At 71.0% G+C, this 16143-nt stretch carries 16 protein-coding genes; 11 read left to right on the top strand and 5 right to left on the bottom strand.

The window, feature by feature from the left end; all coding sequences use genetic code 11:
• From KGQ19_RS52355 to KGQ19_RS40830, 3 genes are all read right to left on the bottom strand, one after another.
• Positions 1-762 carry a M56 family metallopeptidase gene (locus KGQ19_RS52355; protein ID WP_212019543.1) on the bottom strand — a complete coding sequence of 254 codons (762 nt, stop codon included), beginning with the start codon at positions 760-762 and terminating at the stop codon, positions 1-3.
• Positions 759-1151 carry a BlaI/MecI/CopY family transcriptional regulator gene (locus tag KGQ19_RS40835; protein WP_212019547.1) on the bottom strand — a complete coding sequence of 131 codons (393 nt, stop codon included), beginning with the start codon at positions 1149-1151 and terminating at the stop codon, positions 759-761. Before KGQ19_RS40835 ends, KGQ19_RS52355 begins: the two co-directional genes overlap by 4 nt.
• An 86-nt stretch (positions 1152-1237) precedes the next feature.
• Complete coding sequence (locus KGQ19_RS40830) at positions 1238-1723, bottom strand: hypothetical protein (protein WP_212019540.1); 486 nt, start codon at positions 1721-1723, stop codon at positions 1238-1240.
• Positions 1724-2085: 362 nt separating this feature from the next.
• Here KGQ19_RS40830 and KGQ19_RS40825 point away from each other — a divergent pair, with 362 nt between their 5' ends.
• A complete protein-coding gene (locus KGQ19_RS40825) occupies positions 2086-2760 on the top strand; it encodes a response regulator transcription factor (protein ID WP_194899376.1) in 675 nt (224 codons plus the stop codon).
• Between the two features lie 104 nt (positions 2761-2864).
• Here the strand turns inward: KGQ19_RS40825 and KGQ19_RS40820 are convergent, their stop codons facing one another.
• The gene (locus KGQ19_RS40820; RefSeq protein ID WP_212019538.1) at positions 2865-3455 is read right to left on the bottom strand and encodes a GbsR/MarR family transcriptional regulator; all 591 of its coding nucleotides are present in this window, start codon (positions 3453-3455) and stop codon (positions 2865-2867) included.
• A 76-nt stretch (positions 3456-3531) separates the two neighbouring features.
• Between KGQ19_RS40820 and KGQ19_RS40815 the strand changes: the two genes are divergently transcribed.
• The 3 genes from KGQ19_RS40815 (at position 3532) to thrS (ending at position 7648) form a co-directional block, all read left to right on the top strand.
• Positions 3532-4428: an ABC transporter ATP-binding protein gene (locus KGQ19_RS40815; RefSeq protein WP_212019536.1), complete on the top strand. Its 897-nt coding sequence runs from the start codon at positions 3532-3534 to the stop codon at positions 4426-4428.
• The gene (locus tag KGQ19_RS40810) at positions 4425-6161 is read left to right on the top strand and encodes an ABC transporter permease (protein ID WP_212019534.1); all 1737 of its coding nucleotides are present in this window, start codon (positions 4425-4427) and stop codon (positions 6159-6161) included. The genes KGQ19_RS40815 and KGQ19_RS40810 overlap by 4 nt, the downstream gene beginning before the upstream one ends.
• Positions 6162-6418: 257 nt before the next feature.
• Positions 6419-7648, top strand: a complete 1230-nt coding sequence (gene thrS, locus KGQ19_RS40805) for a threonine--tRNA ligase (RefSeq protein ID WP_212019532.1) — start codon at positions 6419-6421, stop codon at positions 7646-7648.
• Between the two features lie 104 nt (positions 7649-7752).
• Here the strand turns inward: thrS and KGQ19_RS40800 are convergent, their stop codons facing one another.
• A complete protein-coding gene (locus tag KGQ19_RS40800; RefSeq protein WP_212019530.1) occupies positions 7753-8244 on the bottom strand; it encodes a bpX5 domain-containing protein in 492 nt (163 codons plus the stop codon).
• 117 nt (positions 8245-8361) lie between these two features.
• Here KGQ19_RS40800 and KGQ19_RS40795 point away from each other — a divergent pair, with 117 nt between their 5' ends.
• The 7 genes from KGQ19_RS40795 (at position 8362) to KGQ19_RS40765 (ending at position 16098) form a co-directional block, all read left to right on the top strand.
• Complete coding sequence (locus KGQ19_RS40795) at positions 8362-8784, top strand: DUF5990 family protein (RefSeq protein ID WP_212019528.1); 423 nt, start codon at positions 8362-8364, stop codon at positions 8782-8784.
• Between the two features lie 99 nt (positions 8785-8883).
• Complete coding sequence (locus KGQ19_RS40790) at positions 8884-10467, top strand: hypothetical protein (protein ID WP_212019526.1); 1584 nt, start codon at positions 8884-8886, stop codon at positions 10465-10467.
• Positions 10468-10858: 391 nt separating this feature from the next.
• Positions 10859-12151, top strand: a complete 1293-nt coding sequence (locus KGQ19_RS40785) for an NADH-quinone oxidoreductase subunit D (protein WP_413563259.1) — start codon at positions 10859-10861, stop codon at positions 12149-12151.
• Positions 12152-12499: 348 nt separating this feature from the next.
• Complete coding sequence (locus tag KGQ19_RS40780; protein ID WP_413563258.1) at positions 12500-14002, top strand: flavin-containing monooxygenase; 1503 nt, start codon at positions 12500-12502, stop codon at positions 14000-14002.
• Entirely contained in the window at positions 13995-14870 is an 876-nt protein-coding gene (locus KGQ19_RS40775; RefSeq protein WP_212019522.1) for an SDR family NAD(P)-dependent oxidoreductase, read from the top strand. Before KGQ19_RS40780 ends, KGQ19_RS40775 begins: the two co-directional genes overlap by 8 nt.
• A gap of 285 nt (positions 14871-15155) precedes the next feature.
• A complete protein-coding gene (locus tag KGQ19_RS40770) occupies positions 15156-15521 on the top strand; it encodes a hypothetical protein (protein WP_212019520.1) in 366 nt (121 codons plus the stop codon).
• A gap of 25 nt (positions 15522-15546) precedes the next feature.
• A complete protein-coding gene (locus KGQ19_RS40765; RefSeq protein WP_212019518.1) occupies positions 15547-16098 on the top strand; it encodes a TOPRIM nucleotidyl transferase/hydrolase domain-containing protein in 552 nt (183 codons plus the stop codon).
• Positions 16099-16143 lie beyond the last annotated feature (45 nt).

Below are 16143 nucleotides of genomic sequence, written 5' to 3'. Positions count from 1 at the left end.
TCAGATGGTTATAAGAGACGGGGTGTGGGCGGTGCCGATGACTGCCAGGGCCGCTGCGACGGTGGGGGCGCTGGTTTCGGCTACGGCGGCGTCGTCGGCGATCAGTTCCACCAGGCGGCGGGTTTCGCGTTCGGCGTAGGCCAGGAGCCTGATGGGCGGGATGGTGCGGCGGATGGCGGTGGCCAGGGCGATGATCAGGTGGTGGCGGCCGGAGAGGTGGGCGCGTTCGTGGAGCAGGACTGCTTCCAGCTGCTGCGCGCTGAGGCGTTCCAGGGCGCCGGTGGTGATCACGACGTCGCCGGGGAGGCAGTAGCAGGCCGGTGCCGGGTGGTCCAGGACCAGGACGTCGAGTTCGTCGTCGCGGGTGGCGAGCATGCGCAGGACCCGGCTGTGTGCCCGGCGTCGGTGGCGGGCGGTGCCGAAGGTGGTGGCCAGGCAGTACAGGAGGCGGGCCGAGAGCAGCGCGGCGGAGATCCAGCCGAGGTGGCCCAGGACCGTGCCGACGGAGCCGTGGTCGGTGACCGGGAGTTGGTCCGCGCACGAGTCGAGGGCCGGCGAGAGCTCGGACAGCCCCTCGACCAGGGTGAAGGCCAGGGCCAGGCCGGCGGCGACGGTGGCGACGAGGAACGAGCAGGTCAGGACCTGTAGCAGCGTCACCGTCAGGCGCGGGACGCGGTCGGACGGCCAGTGCCGGGCCAGCAGCGGCGGTGCCAGCAGGGCCACCGCCAGGGCGTAGACGACCAGGATGAGCGCGGCCGTCACTGGAGCTGCTCTTCCTCCGGGGCCTGGGTGGGCGATGGCGGGCAGATCTCCAGGGCCGCCCGCAGTGCCCTGGCTTCCTCGTCCGACAGCTGCTCCAGGAAGTGCACGAACGCCACCGCCTGGTTGTCGCTGGTGGCCCAGGCGTCCCGCATCAGCCGCGCGGTGTACGACTCCCGCGAGGCGACCGCCTCGTAGACATAAGCCCGCCCCTGCGGCTGCCGACGCAGCCACCCCTTGCGGTGCAGCTTGTCCATAACGGTCATGACCGTGGTGTAGGCGAGCGCGCGGTCGGTGTTCAGGTCGTCGAGGATGTCCCGGACCAGCACCGGGCGGTTGCGCCGCCATATGCGGTCCATGACCGCCGCTTCCAGGTCCCCGAGTTGTCGCATCGCCACGGCCGCCAGCCTAGAGGTTTTTTCCGGATGTTACAGAGCTGGGGTGGAGTTGCACGGATCAGCGGCGGATCAGCGGCGGATCAGCGTTTGCCCGGGTGAGGCGGGAACGGGGCCGGCGGCCGGGGCTCGGCCGGTGGTGCGGCCGGAATGGGAGCCCGGGAAACGTCGGCCGGGCGCGGTGTGGCCTGGTCGTGGAGCGGGGGCTTCGGCTCGGCCGTTGAGCCTGCGGACTCGTGCGTTGTGCGTGCCGCGTGTGTGCTGTGCGTGGCGCGAGTCGTGTGCGTCGTGTGCGGGCCGTGAGTCGTGTGCGCGAGGCGCTCAAGCTGCGCGCGCCGGGTAGCGTCGGCGGCCGCGCGCCGGAGGGCGGCGCCGGTCGCGGCGGAAGAACTGTCCGCGGTGCGGGCGATGGCGGACGCCGGCCGGGCCGCGCCGCCCGGCCTGCCGGAGCCGGAGCCGCCGAGCACGATGAGCAAGACGCCGGTCACGGTCATCCCCACCGACAGGGCCAGGTGGACCCGGCGCGTGGGCCGCACCCACGCCATGTACGAGGCGTCGTCGTCGGTCATGCGGCCACCCTCGCCGACGCCGCCGCCGATTCATGCCTCCCGCACCGCGTATCGCGGTATTGACTCACGCATCCGGCGTATTCGTAAGACCTTCCGCACTCTGTGAGCGGTGTTCGGGGCCTACCTCAGGCCTCGTTCTTGACAAGACGGCGTCACCGGTGCCCGAAACCTCACGATCGGTGTTCTTCCGTGCCAGGTCGAGCGGGCCGATTTGAGCTCGCATTGAGAAAACCCACACGCATGGTATTGCCTTCCGGCACGCTGGGTGAGCAAAATAGCAGGACCCTGGTAAACGATATTAACGAATTGCCGGGTCTTTGTCCGCGGCAGGCGCCTTGAGAGCGCTGTGAGGTGACGGTGCGATGAGGCTAGTAGTGGCCGGCCGCAGAGACGACCGCGCGCAGCCGGCGTTGGACAACGCGCTGCGGCTGGACGGGTTCGCGGTGCGGCGGCTGCGGGCCGACGACCTGCCGGGCATGGCGGCGTTCTCGCCGCACGCGGTGCTGGTGGATCTCGGGTTGCTCGACGAGGAGGCGCTGGCGCTGTGCGAGCGCATCCGGCGCCAGACGGAGGCCGCGCTGGTGGCGATCACCGCGCGCGCCGACCGCGGGCTGTGGATCGAGGGCCGGCGGATCGGGGTGGACGACTTCGTGGTGAAGCCCTACGGCCTCACCGAGTTGTCGACGCGGATCCGTGCGGCGGTGCGCACGCCCTCGGAGCGCCCGGACCACCTGGGCGTCGGGCCGGTGGTGGTGGACGCCGACGAGCGCCGGGTGAACGTGCACGGCCAGCCGGTGGTGCTCACCCGCAAGGAGTTCGACCTGCTGCACCTGCTGGCGAGCACGCCGGGGGCGGTGTTGTGCCGGGAGTTGATACTGCGCAAGGTGTGGCACACCACTGAGAAGTCGGCGAACCGGACGCTGGAGGTGCACATAGCGACGCTGCGCGCGAAGCTCGGGGTGCCGGATCTGATTCGGACGGTGCGCGGGATCGGCTATGTCGCGGATGCCGAGCTGCCGCGGAGCATCCGGGTCTGACGCTGAGGCTGGGCTGGGGCTCGGGCTGGGGCTCGGGCTGGGGCTGACGCGCGGCGGGAGCCGGGAGCCGGGTATGTCGCTCACCTCACGTGAAGCGAGGCACCTCAATCACCTGATTCTGTGTCGCCCGCACCGCGCGCAGCGTCGATCCGTGCAGCTGCCTCCGCCCGCGCGGCAGCCTCCATCCGCGCAGCCACCTCGATCCGTAAAGCGGCCCGCCGCTCTTGCCACCGTTCCGCGATCCTGGACACCTCCTCGCGCAGGAACTGGAACATCACCACCGACTCCTGCAGCCGGTGCCCGGCCGAGGTGTCGGCGCCGACCACCGTCACGCCTTCGGCCAGGCTGCCCTCCCAGCGCGCCAGCATCGCGTCGCGCTGGAGGATCGCGTCCTGCCACACCTCGTCCAGCACCCGGTAGCGGTCGCGCCGGGTCCCCGGCTCGCGCTCCCGGGTGACCAGGTGGATCTGCGACAGGTAGCTGATGGCGCCGGAGACCGCGGCCGGGGAGATGTCGAGCCGGTCCGACAGCTGCTGGGAGGTGAGGCGGCCGTCGTCCTCGGTGATCAGGGCGGCGAAGACGCGGGCGGGCATGCGCGGGATCCCGCTGTCGAACAGGACGCTGGCGAAGCGCTCGATGTACGCCGACAGCGGGTCGGAGTCCGGGGTCGGCCGGGCGGGATCATCCTTGCGCATGGTCCAACCGTAGCGGTCGTGCTCGCGTCTTCATAACATTCACAAAATTCTGAAAACTCGGAGTAGCATCGTCGGCATGACGACTGCGATCAGCGCGTCCGGCTTGGTGAAGACGTTCGGCCGGACTCGCGCGCTCGATGGCCTGGACCTGACGGTCCAGGAGGGTGAGGTCCTCGGGTTCCTCGGTCCCAACGGGGCCGGCAAGTCGACGACCATCCGGGTCCTGCTGGGCCTGATCCGCGCCGACGCGGGACAGGCTTCCCTTCTCGGCGGCGATCCCTGGCGGGACCGGGTGGCCCTGCACAAGCGCCTGGCCTATGTGCCCGGCGATGTCACGCTGTGGCGGAACCTGTCCGGCGGGGAGGTGATCGACTTGCTCGGCGGCCTGCACGGCGGGGTCGACGCCGCGCGCCGGGCGGACCTGTTGGAGCGGTTCGAGCTGGATCCCACCAAGAAGGGCGGGCAGTACTCCAAGGGCAACCGGCAGAAGGTGGCGCTGATCGCCGCCCTGGCCTCCGATGTCGAGCTGCTGGTCTTCGACGAGCCGACGTCCGGCCTGGACCCGCTGATGGAGGAGGTCTTCCGGCAGTGTGTGGCCGAGGAACGCCAGCGCGGCCGCACCATCCTGCTCTCCAGCCACATCCTGTCCGAGGTCGAGGCGCTGTGCGACCGGGTGAACATCATCCGCGCCGGCAAGACCGTGGAGACCGGGTCGCTGACCGAGCTGCGGCACCTGACCCGCACCACCGTCCAGGCCGAACTCACCGGAGCGCCGACCGGGCTGGAGAACCTGCCCGGGGTGCACGACGCCAAGACCGGCGCCGCCACGTTCACCGGCCAGGTCGACAACGACCACCTCGACGGCCTGCTCAAGGCGCTGACCGCGATCGGGGTGAAGACGCTGGTCAGCCGGCCGCCGACGTTGGAGGAGTTGTTCCTGCGGCACTACGAGCCCGAAGGCGCGGCGCGATGAACACCGCGACGGCTCCGGACGCGGCGGAGAAGGCCGAGAGGAAGAAGGCCTCGAAGAGCAAGAACACCCTGAAGAAGACCTCGAAGAAGACCTCGAAGTTCGCCACCGAGCCCGGCGCGCAGAAGAACTCCGACGACGGTCTGCGCGTCCTGCTCAAACTCGCCTCGCACCGCGACCGCATCATGCTCCCGGTGTGGATGTACGCGCTGCTGGCGACGGTCGGCGGCACCGCCTACTCCCTCAAGAAGCTGTACCCGGCCCAAGCCGACCGCGACAAACTCGGCGCCAGCATCGGCACGAACCCCTCGCTGCGCGCGCTCTACGGCCCGCTCTACGACACCCACACCCTCGGCGCGCTGACCGCCTGGCGCACGCTGGGGTTCGGCGGTCTGCTGGTCGGCATCATGGTGGTGCTGCTGATCACCCGGCACACCCGGGCCGAGGAGGAGTCCGGGCGGCTGGAGCTGCTCGGGTCCGGCGCGGTGGGCCGCAACGCCCCGCTCAGCGCCGCGTTGTCCATCGCGGTCGGCGCCTGCTTCGGGATCGGGCTGCTGGCCGTCGTGGTGATGCTGGTGCTGGGCCAGGGCATCGCCGGCGCGCTGGCGCTCGGCGGGTGCCTGTTCGCCGTCGGGGTGGCGTTCGCCGGGACCCAGGCGATCGCGGTGCAGCTCACCGAGACCGGCCGGGCCGCCAACGGGATCGGCGCGCTCATCCTCGGCGTGGCGTATCTGCTGCGGACCGTCGGGGACGCGGCCGGGAACAGCGGCGGGGCCGGCTGGGTGGCGTGGCTGTCGCCGTTCGGCTGGATCGAGCGGGTGCACCCGTGGGCCGGGAACCGGTGGTGGGTGATCGGCGTGACGCTGGCCGCCGGGGTCGTGGCCGCCGGCATCGGGTATCGCGTGCAGAACGCCCGGGACCTGGGCGGCGGGCTGCTGCCGCAGCGTCCGGGGCCGCCGAGCGCCGGGCCGGGGCTGCGCGGCGTGTTCGGGCTGGGGCGGCGGCTCCAGCAGCCGACGCTGCTGGGCTGGATGGCCGGGCTGTTCGTGTTCGGGATCGTCATGGGGTCCATCGCCAAGGGCATCGACCAGCTGCTGAACGAGAACCAGCAGGCCGAGAAGATCATCGGCCGCTACGGCGGGGTGCGGGGCCTGACCGATTCCTACCTGGCCACCGCGATCAGCTTCCTCGGGATGGCCGCCGCGTTCTACGCGGTGCAGGCCGTGCTGCGGCTGCGCGGCGAGGAGACCTCGGGGCGGGCCGAGCCGGTGCTGTCCGGGGCGGCCGGGCGGCTGGCGTGGGCCGGGAGCCACCTGGTGTTCCCGGCGATCGGCAGTGCGCTGGTGATGGCCGCGGGCGGGCTCGGCACGGGGGTCGGCGCCGGCTGGGTGCTGGGCGATTTCTGGGGCTGGGTCGGGCGGATGGTGAAGGCCGGGCTGATCACCACGCCGGCGCTGTGGGTCATCGCCGCGGCCGGGGTGGCGTTGTTCGGGCTGCGGCCGAAGTGGACGTCGGCCGCGTACGGGGTGTTCGGCCTGACGGTCTTCATCGCCAACCTGGGGCCGCTGGTCAACGCCGGGCAGTGGCTCGTGGACCTGACGCCGTTCGCGCACATCCCGAAGGTGCCAGGCGGGGCGTTCCACTGGGCGCCGCTGGTGTGGATGACGCTGGTCAGCGTGGTGCTGACCGGGGCCGGGCTGGTCGGGTTCCGGCGCCGGGACGTGTCATCGGACTGACGGTGCCGCTGCTCCTGTCGGCCCGGCTGCTCGTGCCGGCCCTGCTACTCCTGCCGCTCCGACCTCCGCTGTCAGCTCTGCTACTGTTGATCTCATGAAGCGCGCTATGCGGACGACGACGCCGGACACCGTCCCGGCGCGCTGATTCCTGAACCAGCTACGAAGCCCCGGGGCGATGCCCCGGGGCTTCGTCGTTCCCGGGACCTCGCCCCACCCGATCCGCATCGAGCATTGATCATCGGCGAGGAGAAGGTCCCATGAGCGAGATCCAGCACGACCACCGCAGGCTCGGCCGCGAGCTGGAGCTGTTCGACACCGACCCGCTGATCGGCGCGGGTCTGCCGTACTGGCTGCCGGACGGCGCGGTGGTCCGGCACACCATCGAGGAGTACATCCGCTCGGCCGAGCGCCGGGCCGGGTATCAGCACGTGTACTCGCCGGTGCTCGGCAAACGCGAGCTGTATGAGATCTCCGGCCACTGGCAGCACTACAGCGAGGACATGTTCCCGCCGATGGACCTCGGCGCCGAGCAGGTGGTGCTGCGTCCGAGCCTGTGCCCGACCCACGCGCTGATCTACCGTTCCCGTGCGCACAGCTACCGCGAGCTGCCGTTGCGGATGGCCGAGATCGGCGCGATGTACCGCTCGGAGATGTCCGGGGCGCTCGGCGGCCTGACCCGGGTGCGGGCGATCACCCTGAACGACGCGCACATCTTCTGCACCCTGGATCAGGTCCCTGCCGAAGCCCAGGACGCGCTGCGAATGATCCGGGAGGCGTACGAGGCGCTGGGGATCGAGGCGGCGCGGGTCCGGCTGTCGTTGCCGGGGCCGGGTGGGAAGTACGTCGACAAGCCGGAGATGTGGGAGCGGGCCACCCGGATGCTGCGGGAGGTGCTGGACGCCTCGGGGATGGACTACGTGGAGGCCGAGGGCGAGGCGGCGTTCTACGGACCGAAGATCGACATCCAGATCGCCGATCCGGCCGGGCGGGAGGCGACCTTGTCGACCGTGCAGATCGACTTCCACCAGCCGGAGCAGTTCGGGCTGGAATACATCGGGGCCGACGGCGCCAGGCACCGGCCGGTGATGGTCCACCGGAGCATCGTGGGGAGCCTGGAGCGGGTGATGGCGCACCTGATCGAGCAGCACGGCGGGGCGTTCCCGGCGTGGCTGGCCCCGGTGCAGGTGGCGGTGCTGCCGGTCGGCGCGGACGAGGCGGCCGCGGCCCGGGCGTTCCACGAGCAGTGCCTGGACCTCGGGCTGCGTTCGCAGGTGATGGATCCGGAGCGCGGGAGTCTGGGGGCGCGGATCCGGGAGGCGCGGCTGGTGCCGTATCAGGCGGTGATCGGGGGACGGGAGGCCGCGGCGGGGGCGGTCGCGATCCGGCTGCGGGACGGGCGGAAGGCGGAGCCGATGTCGGTGGCCGAGGCGGGGAAGCGGATCGCGGAGCGGGTGGCGGCTCGCGGGGAGGTTTTGTGGGTTGAGTAGGCGAGCTGCGAGGCACGAGCTGCGGCGGCGTCTCGGGGCGTCGCCGGGGCTCGCGCCGAGTGCTGCCCGGTCAGTGCTGCCGTGTGCTCAGTGCCGCTGCGAGCTCAGGACGGCCCGGCGGCGGCCGCCGGTGCCTGCTGGTCCGCGCGATCCCGGCGGCCTGCATGACCCGCATAACCCGCATGATCCTCATGATCCGCGTCGTTCCCCGCGGCTATCAGCACCTGGTCCGGCAGCACGATCACCAGCGACGCCGCGTCCGCCCCGGCCGCCGTCAGCGCGGCCTCGCGCCACAGGTCGGCGGCCGGCAGCACCCGGTGCGTGGTGAGGGTCAGGGCGTTGCCGTCCCAGCCGAGGTAGCGGGCGCCGTCCACCCAGGGCAGCGCCGTCTCCTCGCCGAGGACGACCAGGTACTCGGGGTCGGCGACCAGGTGCAGCTTGGCGCCGTCGGCCAGCAGCGCGTGCGCCGCCTCGGTCAGGGCGGCCGCGACCGGGCCGATGCCGAGGACGGCCACCGCCGGGAGCGCGGGTTCGCGGCGGTGCCAGGACTCGACCGTGTGGTCGTCGGCCGCCTGCCGGACTTCGGAGATCGTCATCGTCCCGCCCCCGCCCCCGCCATTCGAACGTTCACCGAAAAAGGATACGCAGCGCGCGGCGGTGAAAGGTGCGCCTGACCGGGATGCGGGCGGGTTCAGGCGTGCGAGCATTGTCACATGTTGCTGCGCATCGAAGGACGTGATCTGCCGGGTCTTCCGGGGATCGTGGTAGCAGTCCAGGTCAGGGACAAGCCGGAGGAGCTGCTGGACCCGGTGCGCGGGGACGCCGCCGGGGCGGTGTGGGAGCTGGCGGTCGAGCCGTTCACGAACAAGCGGGGGGAGCGCACACTGCGTGGCCGGCACGTCCAGGACGGGATCGGCGGGCGCTTCGTGTACCTGTCGTGGAACCGGATCGGCGAGGACCGCGGCTACACGATGTTCTGCCGCTCGAAGCTGATGCTGTCCGGCATCCCGCGGGACGTGTTCGAGGCCGGGATCGCCTCCGGGACGCTGCGGGCCCGTCTGGGCCTGACCGACGCCAAGGGCCAGCCCCTCACGGCGCGCGTGCTGCCACCCGAGGTGGAGTGGACCGCGGGCTGAGCCCGTTGCTCAGCTCTTGTCACGCGCGGGGCTCGGGCCCGGCGCCGGAGGACTAGACTCCAGCCAGCTTTTGCCGCGAGGCGGACTGGGGAGTGGGTTGTGACGGACGGGCCGAACGAGTCGATACCCGAGGAGGGCGTGCGGAAACAGGGCACGTCGATAGGGCTGCCGCCGCTGACGGCACGGGAATACAGCGGATCGCCGACGACCTCGCCGACGCTGTATCCGAGCAACCCGTTCCTGGCCTCGACCAGGCCGGTCCCGCCGGAGGTCCAGGCGATTCCGGCGCGCACGCCGGGGTTCGCGCCGCGGCAGCCGGCGGCGGACGGCGGGGACCTGAAGCCGGACAGCAGCGAGCCGATGCCGGACGGCGGGGAGCCGACTCAGCGGATACCGCGGGTCGAGGCGGCGCCGGAGATGCAGCACACGCAGCCGATACCGCGGGTCGGGGCGGAGTCGCAGGCGGGGCCGATTTCGCAGCAGCCAGCGCCCGCCGCTCCCGCGCGGCCGGCACGATCGCCACAGATGCCGCCGCTTGCTTCAGCGCAGGCGATGCAGTCGGCGGCGCCGGCGACTCCCGCGCAGTCAGCACCGCGGCAGCAGCCGAAGGCGTCGCAGCCGCCGGCACCGCCAGCAGCCACACCAGCGCAGCCAGCAGTGCCGTCGCAGGGCTCGCCGAGCGCCCCGATACCGCCGACATCATCGATGCCTTACATGCCGCAGTCCGAGCCGCAGCCCCAATCGCGGCCGCAGCCCCAATCGCAGCCCCAGCCCCAGCTCCAATCGCGGCCTCAGCCCCAATCGGAGCCCCAGCCTCAATCGCGGCCTCAGCTCCAATCGCAGCCCGAGCCCCAGTCTCCCGCCTCGATGTGGCCGATCCCGCTGGCGCAGCAGCCCTCCGCCGACGACGTCTCGGCGGACCCATCCGCTCCTGAGCCGCAGGAATCCGGCCGCCGCCGTGGCGTCATCATCGGCGCCAGCGCCGCGGCCGCCATGGCAGTGGCGATCGGCGCCATCTCGCTGGCGCAGGGTTCCTCGTCCACTTCCAGCTCCGCCGACACCCACTCCGGCTTCGCCCCCGGCGCCGGCGACCCGACCGGTGGCGCGCGCGACGGCGGGCAGCCGCTCGCGGGTTCCACCTCCCGCCCCGACGGCCAGGACGTCAACGCCGGGGCCGCGAGCAGCTCGGCGAGTACCAGCCCCGCCGGGAACCTCGGGCCGGCCAGTAGTGCGCCGGGGAATCAGAGCTCGAATCCGGGGGCGCTGGCGACCTCGGCGCCGCCGGTGGTCGGTTCGACGTCCGCCGCGCCGCCCGTGCCGTCCACTCCGGTGGCGTCCACCCCCGCGCCGCCTAAGCCGAGCACGAGCACCACGCCGCCGAAGCCGCCGGTCAGCACCAGCAAGCCCAATATGGGCTGCACCGGCTGGCACACCACGCACGTCGTGGCGCAGGACGGCAACGGTTACGCCGACACCGGCACCTTCACCATGCGCTCCGGCCCCTACGCGGCCTGTGCCAGCGCCGGCTCCTTCACCAGCGGTCAGCACATGTACATCTGGTGCCACGCCATCAACGGCTACGGCAACACCTGGGTCTACGGACGCATCGACGGCACCAACACCCCGGCCTGGCAGTCCCTGGCCAACTTCAAGCCCGGCGCCACGCTCGGCCCGGTCTGCTGACGTCCGAAGCCACTGGCTCAGTAGTAAGCAACACCGGCAGAGGCCTGCGAAGCGGCGCGGTAGGCCGGGAAAGCGGCGGCCGACCGTCCCGGGAACCCCGGCAGCCGACCGCCGTGCCCCGACGCGAGAACGACCGCGCAAACCCTGCGCCCCGCCCGAATCGGCGCTGCCGGGCAGTACCTGCAGGACGCCCGGCTACGGTCCAACCTATTCGAATATACGCGCGAAAGCGACGCTTTCGCGATCGGATGCCCGGCATATCGCGGACGGTGATCCGCTGTCGGTGATCGCCCATTCAGGGCACCGGCCGCACCCGGACCGACCTGCGGAGTTCGACGCGGCACCGCGCCGTACCCGCCCCTCGTCGTTTCATTGCTCCGAACGCGGACAAATCACCCATGTGTACGACTGGGACGAAGTCCTGCGCGACGCCGAACGCCAGCCGGGGGCCGGGCCGGGCGGTGAGGACCGGCTGATCGTCAACATGGGGCCGCAGCACCCCTCCACGCACGGGGTGCTGCGGCTGATCCTGGAGATCGAGGGCGAGAGCGTCATCGAGGCCCGGTGCGGGATCGGGTACCTGCACACCGGGATCGAGAAGAACCTGGAGTTCCGGAACTGGACCCAGGCCGTGACGTTCCTGACCCGCGCCGACTACCTGATGCCGCTGTTCAACGAGACCGTGTACTGCCGCGCGGTCGAGGCGCTGCTCGGCGTCGAGGCGGACGTGCCGCCGCGCGCCGAGGTCATCAGGGTCCTGCTGATGGAGCTGAACCGGATCTCCTCGCACCTGGTGGCGATCGCGACCGGCGGCATGGAACTGGGCGCGACGACGGTGATGACCAACGGGTTCCGGGACCGGGAGCCGATCCTGGACATCCTGGAGACGATCACCGGCAACCGGATGAACCACGCCTACGTGCGGCCCGGCGGGCTGGTGCAGGATCTGCCGGACGGGGTCGTCGAGGACATCAGGACCCTGATCGCCGAGTTCCCCAAGCGGCTGCGCGACTACGAGCGCCTGCTGAACGGCAGCCCGGTGTTCCAGGGCCGGACCAAGGGTGTCGGGTATCTGGATCTGGCCGGCTGTATGGCGTTGGGCGTCACCGGCCCGATGCTGCGGGCCACCGGGCTGCCGCACGATCTGCGGAAGGCGGAGCCGTATCTGGGCTATGACACGTACGAGTTCGACGTGCCGACCGAGACCGGGTGCGACGCCTACAGCCGCTATGTGGTGCGGTTCAACGAGATGGCCGAGTCGCTGCGCATCATCGGCCAGGCCCTGGACCGGCTGGAGCCCGGCCCGGTGATGCTCGCGGACCCGAAGATCGCCTGGCCGGCCCGGCTGGCCCTGGGGTCGTCCGACGGCCTCGGGACCTCCGAGGAGTGGGTGCGGCACATCATGGCGCAGTCGATGGAGGCGCTGATCCACCACTTCAAGCTGGTGACCGAGGGCTTCGCGGTGCCGGCCGGGCAGGTGTACTCGGCCGTGGAGTCCCCGCGCGGGGAACTCGGCGCGCATGTGGTCAGCGACGGCGGGACGCGGCCGTTCCGCGTGCACCTGCGCGACCCCTCGTTCACACATCTGGCGGCGGTCCCGGCGATGGCCGAGGGCGGGATGCTCGCCGATGTCGTGGCGGTGGTGGCCTCGGTGGATCCGGTGCTGGGCGGCGCCGACCGGTAACGGCGGCCCGGAACGGCAACGGCGGCCCGGAACGGCAACGGCGGCCCGGAACGGCAGCCGGAACAGCGGCGACCCCGCTCGGGCTGATCCAGCTCGGCTCGATCTCGCACAGGTATTGACTGTGCACGTCCCGTGACTAAGTTCGAGTCATTCGAACTCTGCGAAAGGGGACGTCCGTGAACCAGAAGCAGAAGAGCCGGCGACGGCATGGCAAAGTCCGCCGTCATCGGACCATCGCGCGCATCCGCAGGCACCACCTGCACGGCCGGCATCTCGGTTAGCCGTACTGACCGCGTTCGCACTGGTCGGCTGATATTTTCTTTACACCGACCCTTGCCGCGTAAAGCGATGTCGGCCACACTGAGGGCCATGGAGCACTTCGACGTGGTCGTGGTCGGCGCGGGGCTGTCCGGGATCGGGGCCGGGTATCGGCTGCAGACTGAATGCCCGGGGCGCAGCTACGTGATCCTGGAGGCGAGGGACGCGATCGGCGGGACGTGGGACCTGTTCCGGTATCCCGGCGTGCGGTCGGATTCCGACATGTACACGCTGGGGTACTCGTTCCGGCCGTGGCGCGAGTCGAAGTCCATCGCCGCCGGGGACACCGTCTTGGAGTACATCCGCAGGACTGCGGAGCGGTACCGGATCGAGGACAAGATACGGTTCCGGACCAAGGTGGTGGGCGCCGACTGGTCCAGCGAGCAGGGGCGGTGGACCGTCACCGTCGAGCAGGCCTCGGAGCAGGGCGGGGTCGAGCGCCGCACGATGACCTGCAACTTCCTCTACTCCTGCGCGGGGTACTACGACTACGACAGTGGCTACACGCCCGACTTCCCCGGTGTCGAGGACTACCGGGGCACGGTCGTGCACCCGCAGTTCTGGCCGCGGGACCTGGACTACACCGGCAAGCGCGTCGTCATCATCGGCAGCGGGGCGACGGCCATCACGCTGCTGCCATCGCTGGCGCGGCAGGCCGAGCACGTCACCATGCTCCAGCGCTCGCCGAGCTGGATCGTCGCGCTGCCGAGCCGGGACAAGCTGGGCGACCGGCTGCGGGCGGCGCTGCCGCCGAAGGTCGCGCACCGGATCATCCGGGCGAAGAACGTCACCATGACGGTGCTCGTGAACCAGTTCTGCGCCCGCCGGCCCGCGGCTGCGCGCAAGATGTTCATCAAGCTCACCCAGCGGGCCGTGCGGGACGAGGCGATGGTGCGCGAGCACTTCACGCCGAGCTACAACCCGTGGGAGCAGCGGGTGTGCGTGGCGCCGGATGCCGACTTCTTCCGGGCGCTGCGTGGGGGGAAAGCGGACGTGGTCACGGAGCACATCGAGACGTTCGTGCCGGAGGGGATCCGGCTGAAGTCGGGCAAGGTGCTGGAGGCGGACGTGGTGGTCACCGCGACCGGGCTGCGGCTGCTGGCCTTCGGCGGGATCGCGCCGCGGGTCGACGGCGTCGAGGTGCCGCTGGGCGAGCAGTTCGTGTGGCGCGGGGCGATGGTCACCGGGATCCCGAATTTCGCGGTGTGCATCGGCTACACCAACGCCTCGTGGACGCTGCGCGGGGACCTGACGTCACGGCTGGTGTGCAAGGTGCTGAACCATATGACGGAGCGCGGGTACTCGTCGGTGGTGCCGGTGCCTGACGGGACGTTGCGCGAGCGGCCACTGCTGACATTGAGTTCGGGGTACATCCAGCGCTCGATCCAGGACTTCCCGCGCGCCGGGCACCGCAGTCCGTGGCGGGTGCGGCAGAACTACATTCTGGACGCGGCCTCCACGATGCGGACGGATCTGGATCGGACGTTGCGTCCCACGCGGCGGGAGAAGACGAAGGTGGGCTCTGATGGCTGAAGGTGCTGCGGGTGCTGCGGGTGTCACGCCGAAACTCGCACCGTTCCGTTTCAACGGGGCGGTCGCGGTGGTCACCGGCGCGGCCGGCGGTATGGGGGAGCAGCTGGCCTACGGCCTCGCGCTCAAGGGAACGCACCTGGTGCTGGTGGACCGGGACGCCGAGCGGCTGGCCAGCGTCGCGCAGACCGTGACCAGGCGCCGTCCGGAAGTCAGGGTGCGTACTCTGGTCGCCGACCTGTCCGACGCCGACGCGGTCGCCAAGCTGGCCGCCGAGATCCTGGCCGCCGAACCGGTCGTCAACCTGCTGATCAACAACGCCGGTGTGGCGCTGGCCGGGACCTTCGCGCAGACCTCGGCCGAGGAGTTCGACTGGGTGATGGCGGTCAACTTCGCCGCGCCGGTCGCCTTGACGCGTGCCCTGTTGCCCCGGCTGCGCGAGTCGGCCGGCAGTCACGTCGTGAACACCTCCAGCCTGTTCGGCCTGATCGCCCCGCCCGGCCAGACCGCCTACTCGGCCAGCAAGTTCGCGTTGCGCGGCTTCACCGAGGCGCTGCGGCACGAGCTGGCCGGCGAGGTCGGCGTGACCTGCGTCCACCCCGGCGGCATCAAGACCCGCATCGCGCTGGACGCGCGGGTGGCCTCCGGCGCCGACCAGGAGCGCAGCGAGAAGGCGATGCGCGCCTTCAACAAGGTTCTGACGTACCCGGCCGACCGGGCCGCCGCCCGGATCATCGAGGGCGTGCGGCGGCGCCGGGGCCGGGTGCTGATCGCGATGTCGGCGCGGGTGCCGGACCTGCTGGCGCGGCTGTTCCCGGCGACGTACTGGGACGCTTTCGTGCGGCTGAACCCGCGGGCGAGGCGGGGCTAGAGGCGGCGCTGAGGCGGCGCTAACGGTCCGATCGCGCGTCGATCAGGCAGATGAACACCAGCGCGACCGCGATGACGGCGGCGATGAGGATGACCAGGCCCATGGGGAACATGTGCGACTCCTCGGATCGATGTGTTTCTTAGAGCTTCGATCCGCGGCGGCGGATCGTCCAGAGGCCGGATTGCGTCGATTGCGTCGGTCAGGAATGTATCAACTGCCGAATACGTAGCCGGTGACGTGAGTCCTCCGGTCTCCCGCGCGTCGCCGGAACGTACGGTGGCCCGCATGAAGCGCGCGTTGTCAGCGATGTCCCGGCACAAGACGCAGTCGGTGGTACATATGACCGCGTTGTATGGCGGGCCGCCGGTGGCCGGGGCCGGCGCCTGGCTGCTGTACTGGGCGTCAGGGTGGGGACCGGACGGCGCCGGCGGGGACCTGCGCGGCGCGGTGCTGGGCTTCGTCGGCGCGAGCCTGGTGGTGGCGGCGGTACTGGGGGCGATGTTCGGCGATGTGGTGGACGGCGGCCTCGAGTCGGCCGTCCCCGAGCATCCGCTGCGCTACCTGATCGGGTACGCCGCGGCGTTCAGCGGCTATCTCCTGCTGGTCCTGGCGCTAGTGCTGGTGCCGCTGGCACTTATCCTCAGCATCTGACCGGCCGCTGATCTATCCTCGACCCATGCGCGCGGCCATCCTTGTCGAGGGAGTGAGCGACCAGGCGGCCCTGCGCGCGCTGGCCCGGCGCCGAGCCCGTGACCTGGACGCCGACGGCATCGAGGTGGTCGCGATGGACGGCGCCACGAACGCCGCGCGGTATCTGCACGACTACGGCCCCCAGGGCCGCGCCCTGAAGCTGGCCGGGCTGTTCGACGAGGCCGAGGAACGCTTCTTCCGGCTGGGCCTGGAGCGCGCCGGCCTCACACCCGGGCCGAAGACCGAGGACCTGGAGGAGTTCGGCTTCTTCGTATGCCGCACCGACCTGGAGGACGAACTCATCCGAGCCGTCGGGGCCGAGCAGGTACTGGCCCTGGTCGCGGCCGAAGGGGAGCAGCGCTCGTTCCGCACGCTTCAGCGCCAGCCGGCGATGCGCGACAAGACCCTGGTCCACCAGCTACGGCGGATGATGGGCGGCCGGTCCGGGGGCAAGGAGCGCTGGGCGCGGTTGCTGGCCGAGACGGTGCCGTTGGATCGGGTGCCCTATCCGCTGGACGCGGTGCTCGCGCGGGTGTGAGTCGTGGCTGGGAGGGTGCGGCTAGCGGGTGGAGCTTTTTTGGGT

Source organism: Catenulispora pinistramenti (assembly GCF_018274385.1).
GTDB classification, from domain to species: Bacteria; Actinomycetota; Actinomycetes; order Streptomycetales; family Catenulisporaceae; genus Catenulispora; species Catenulispora pinistramenti.
This window is presented reverse-complemented; position numbering and strand designations above follow the sequence as displayed.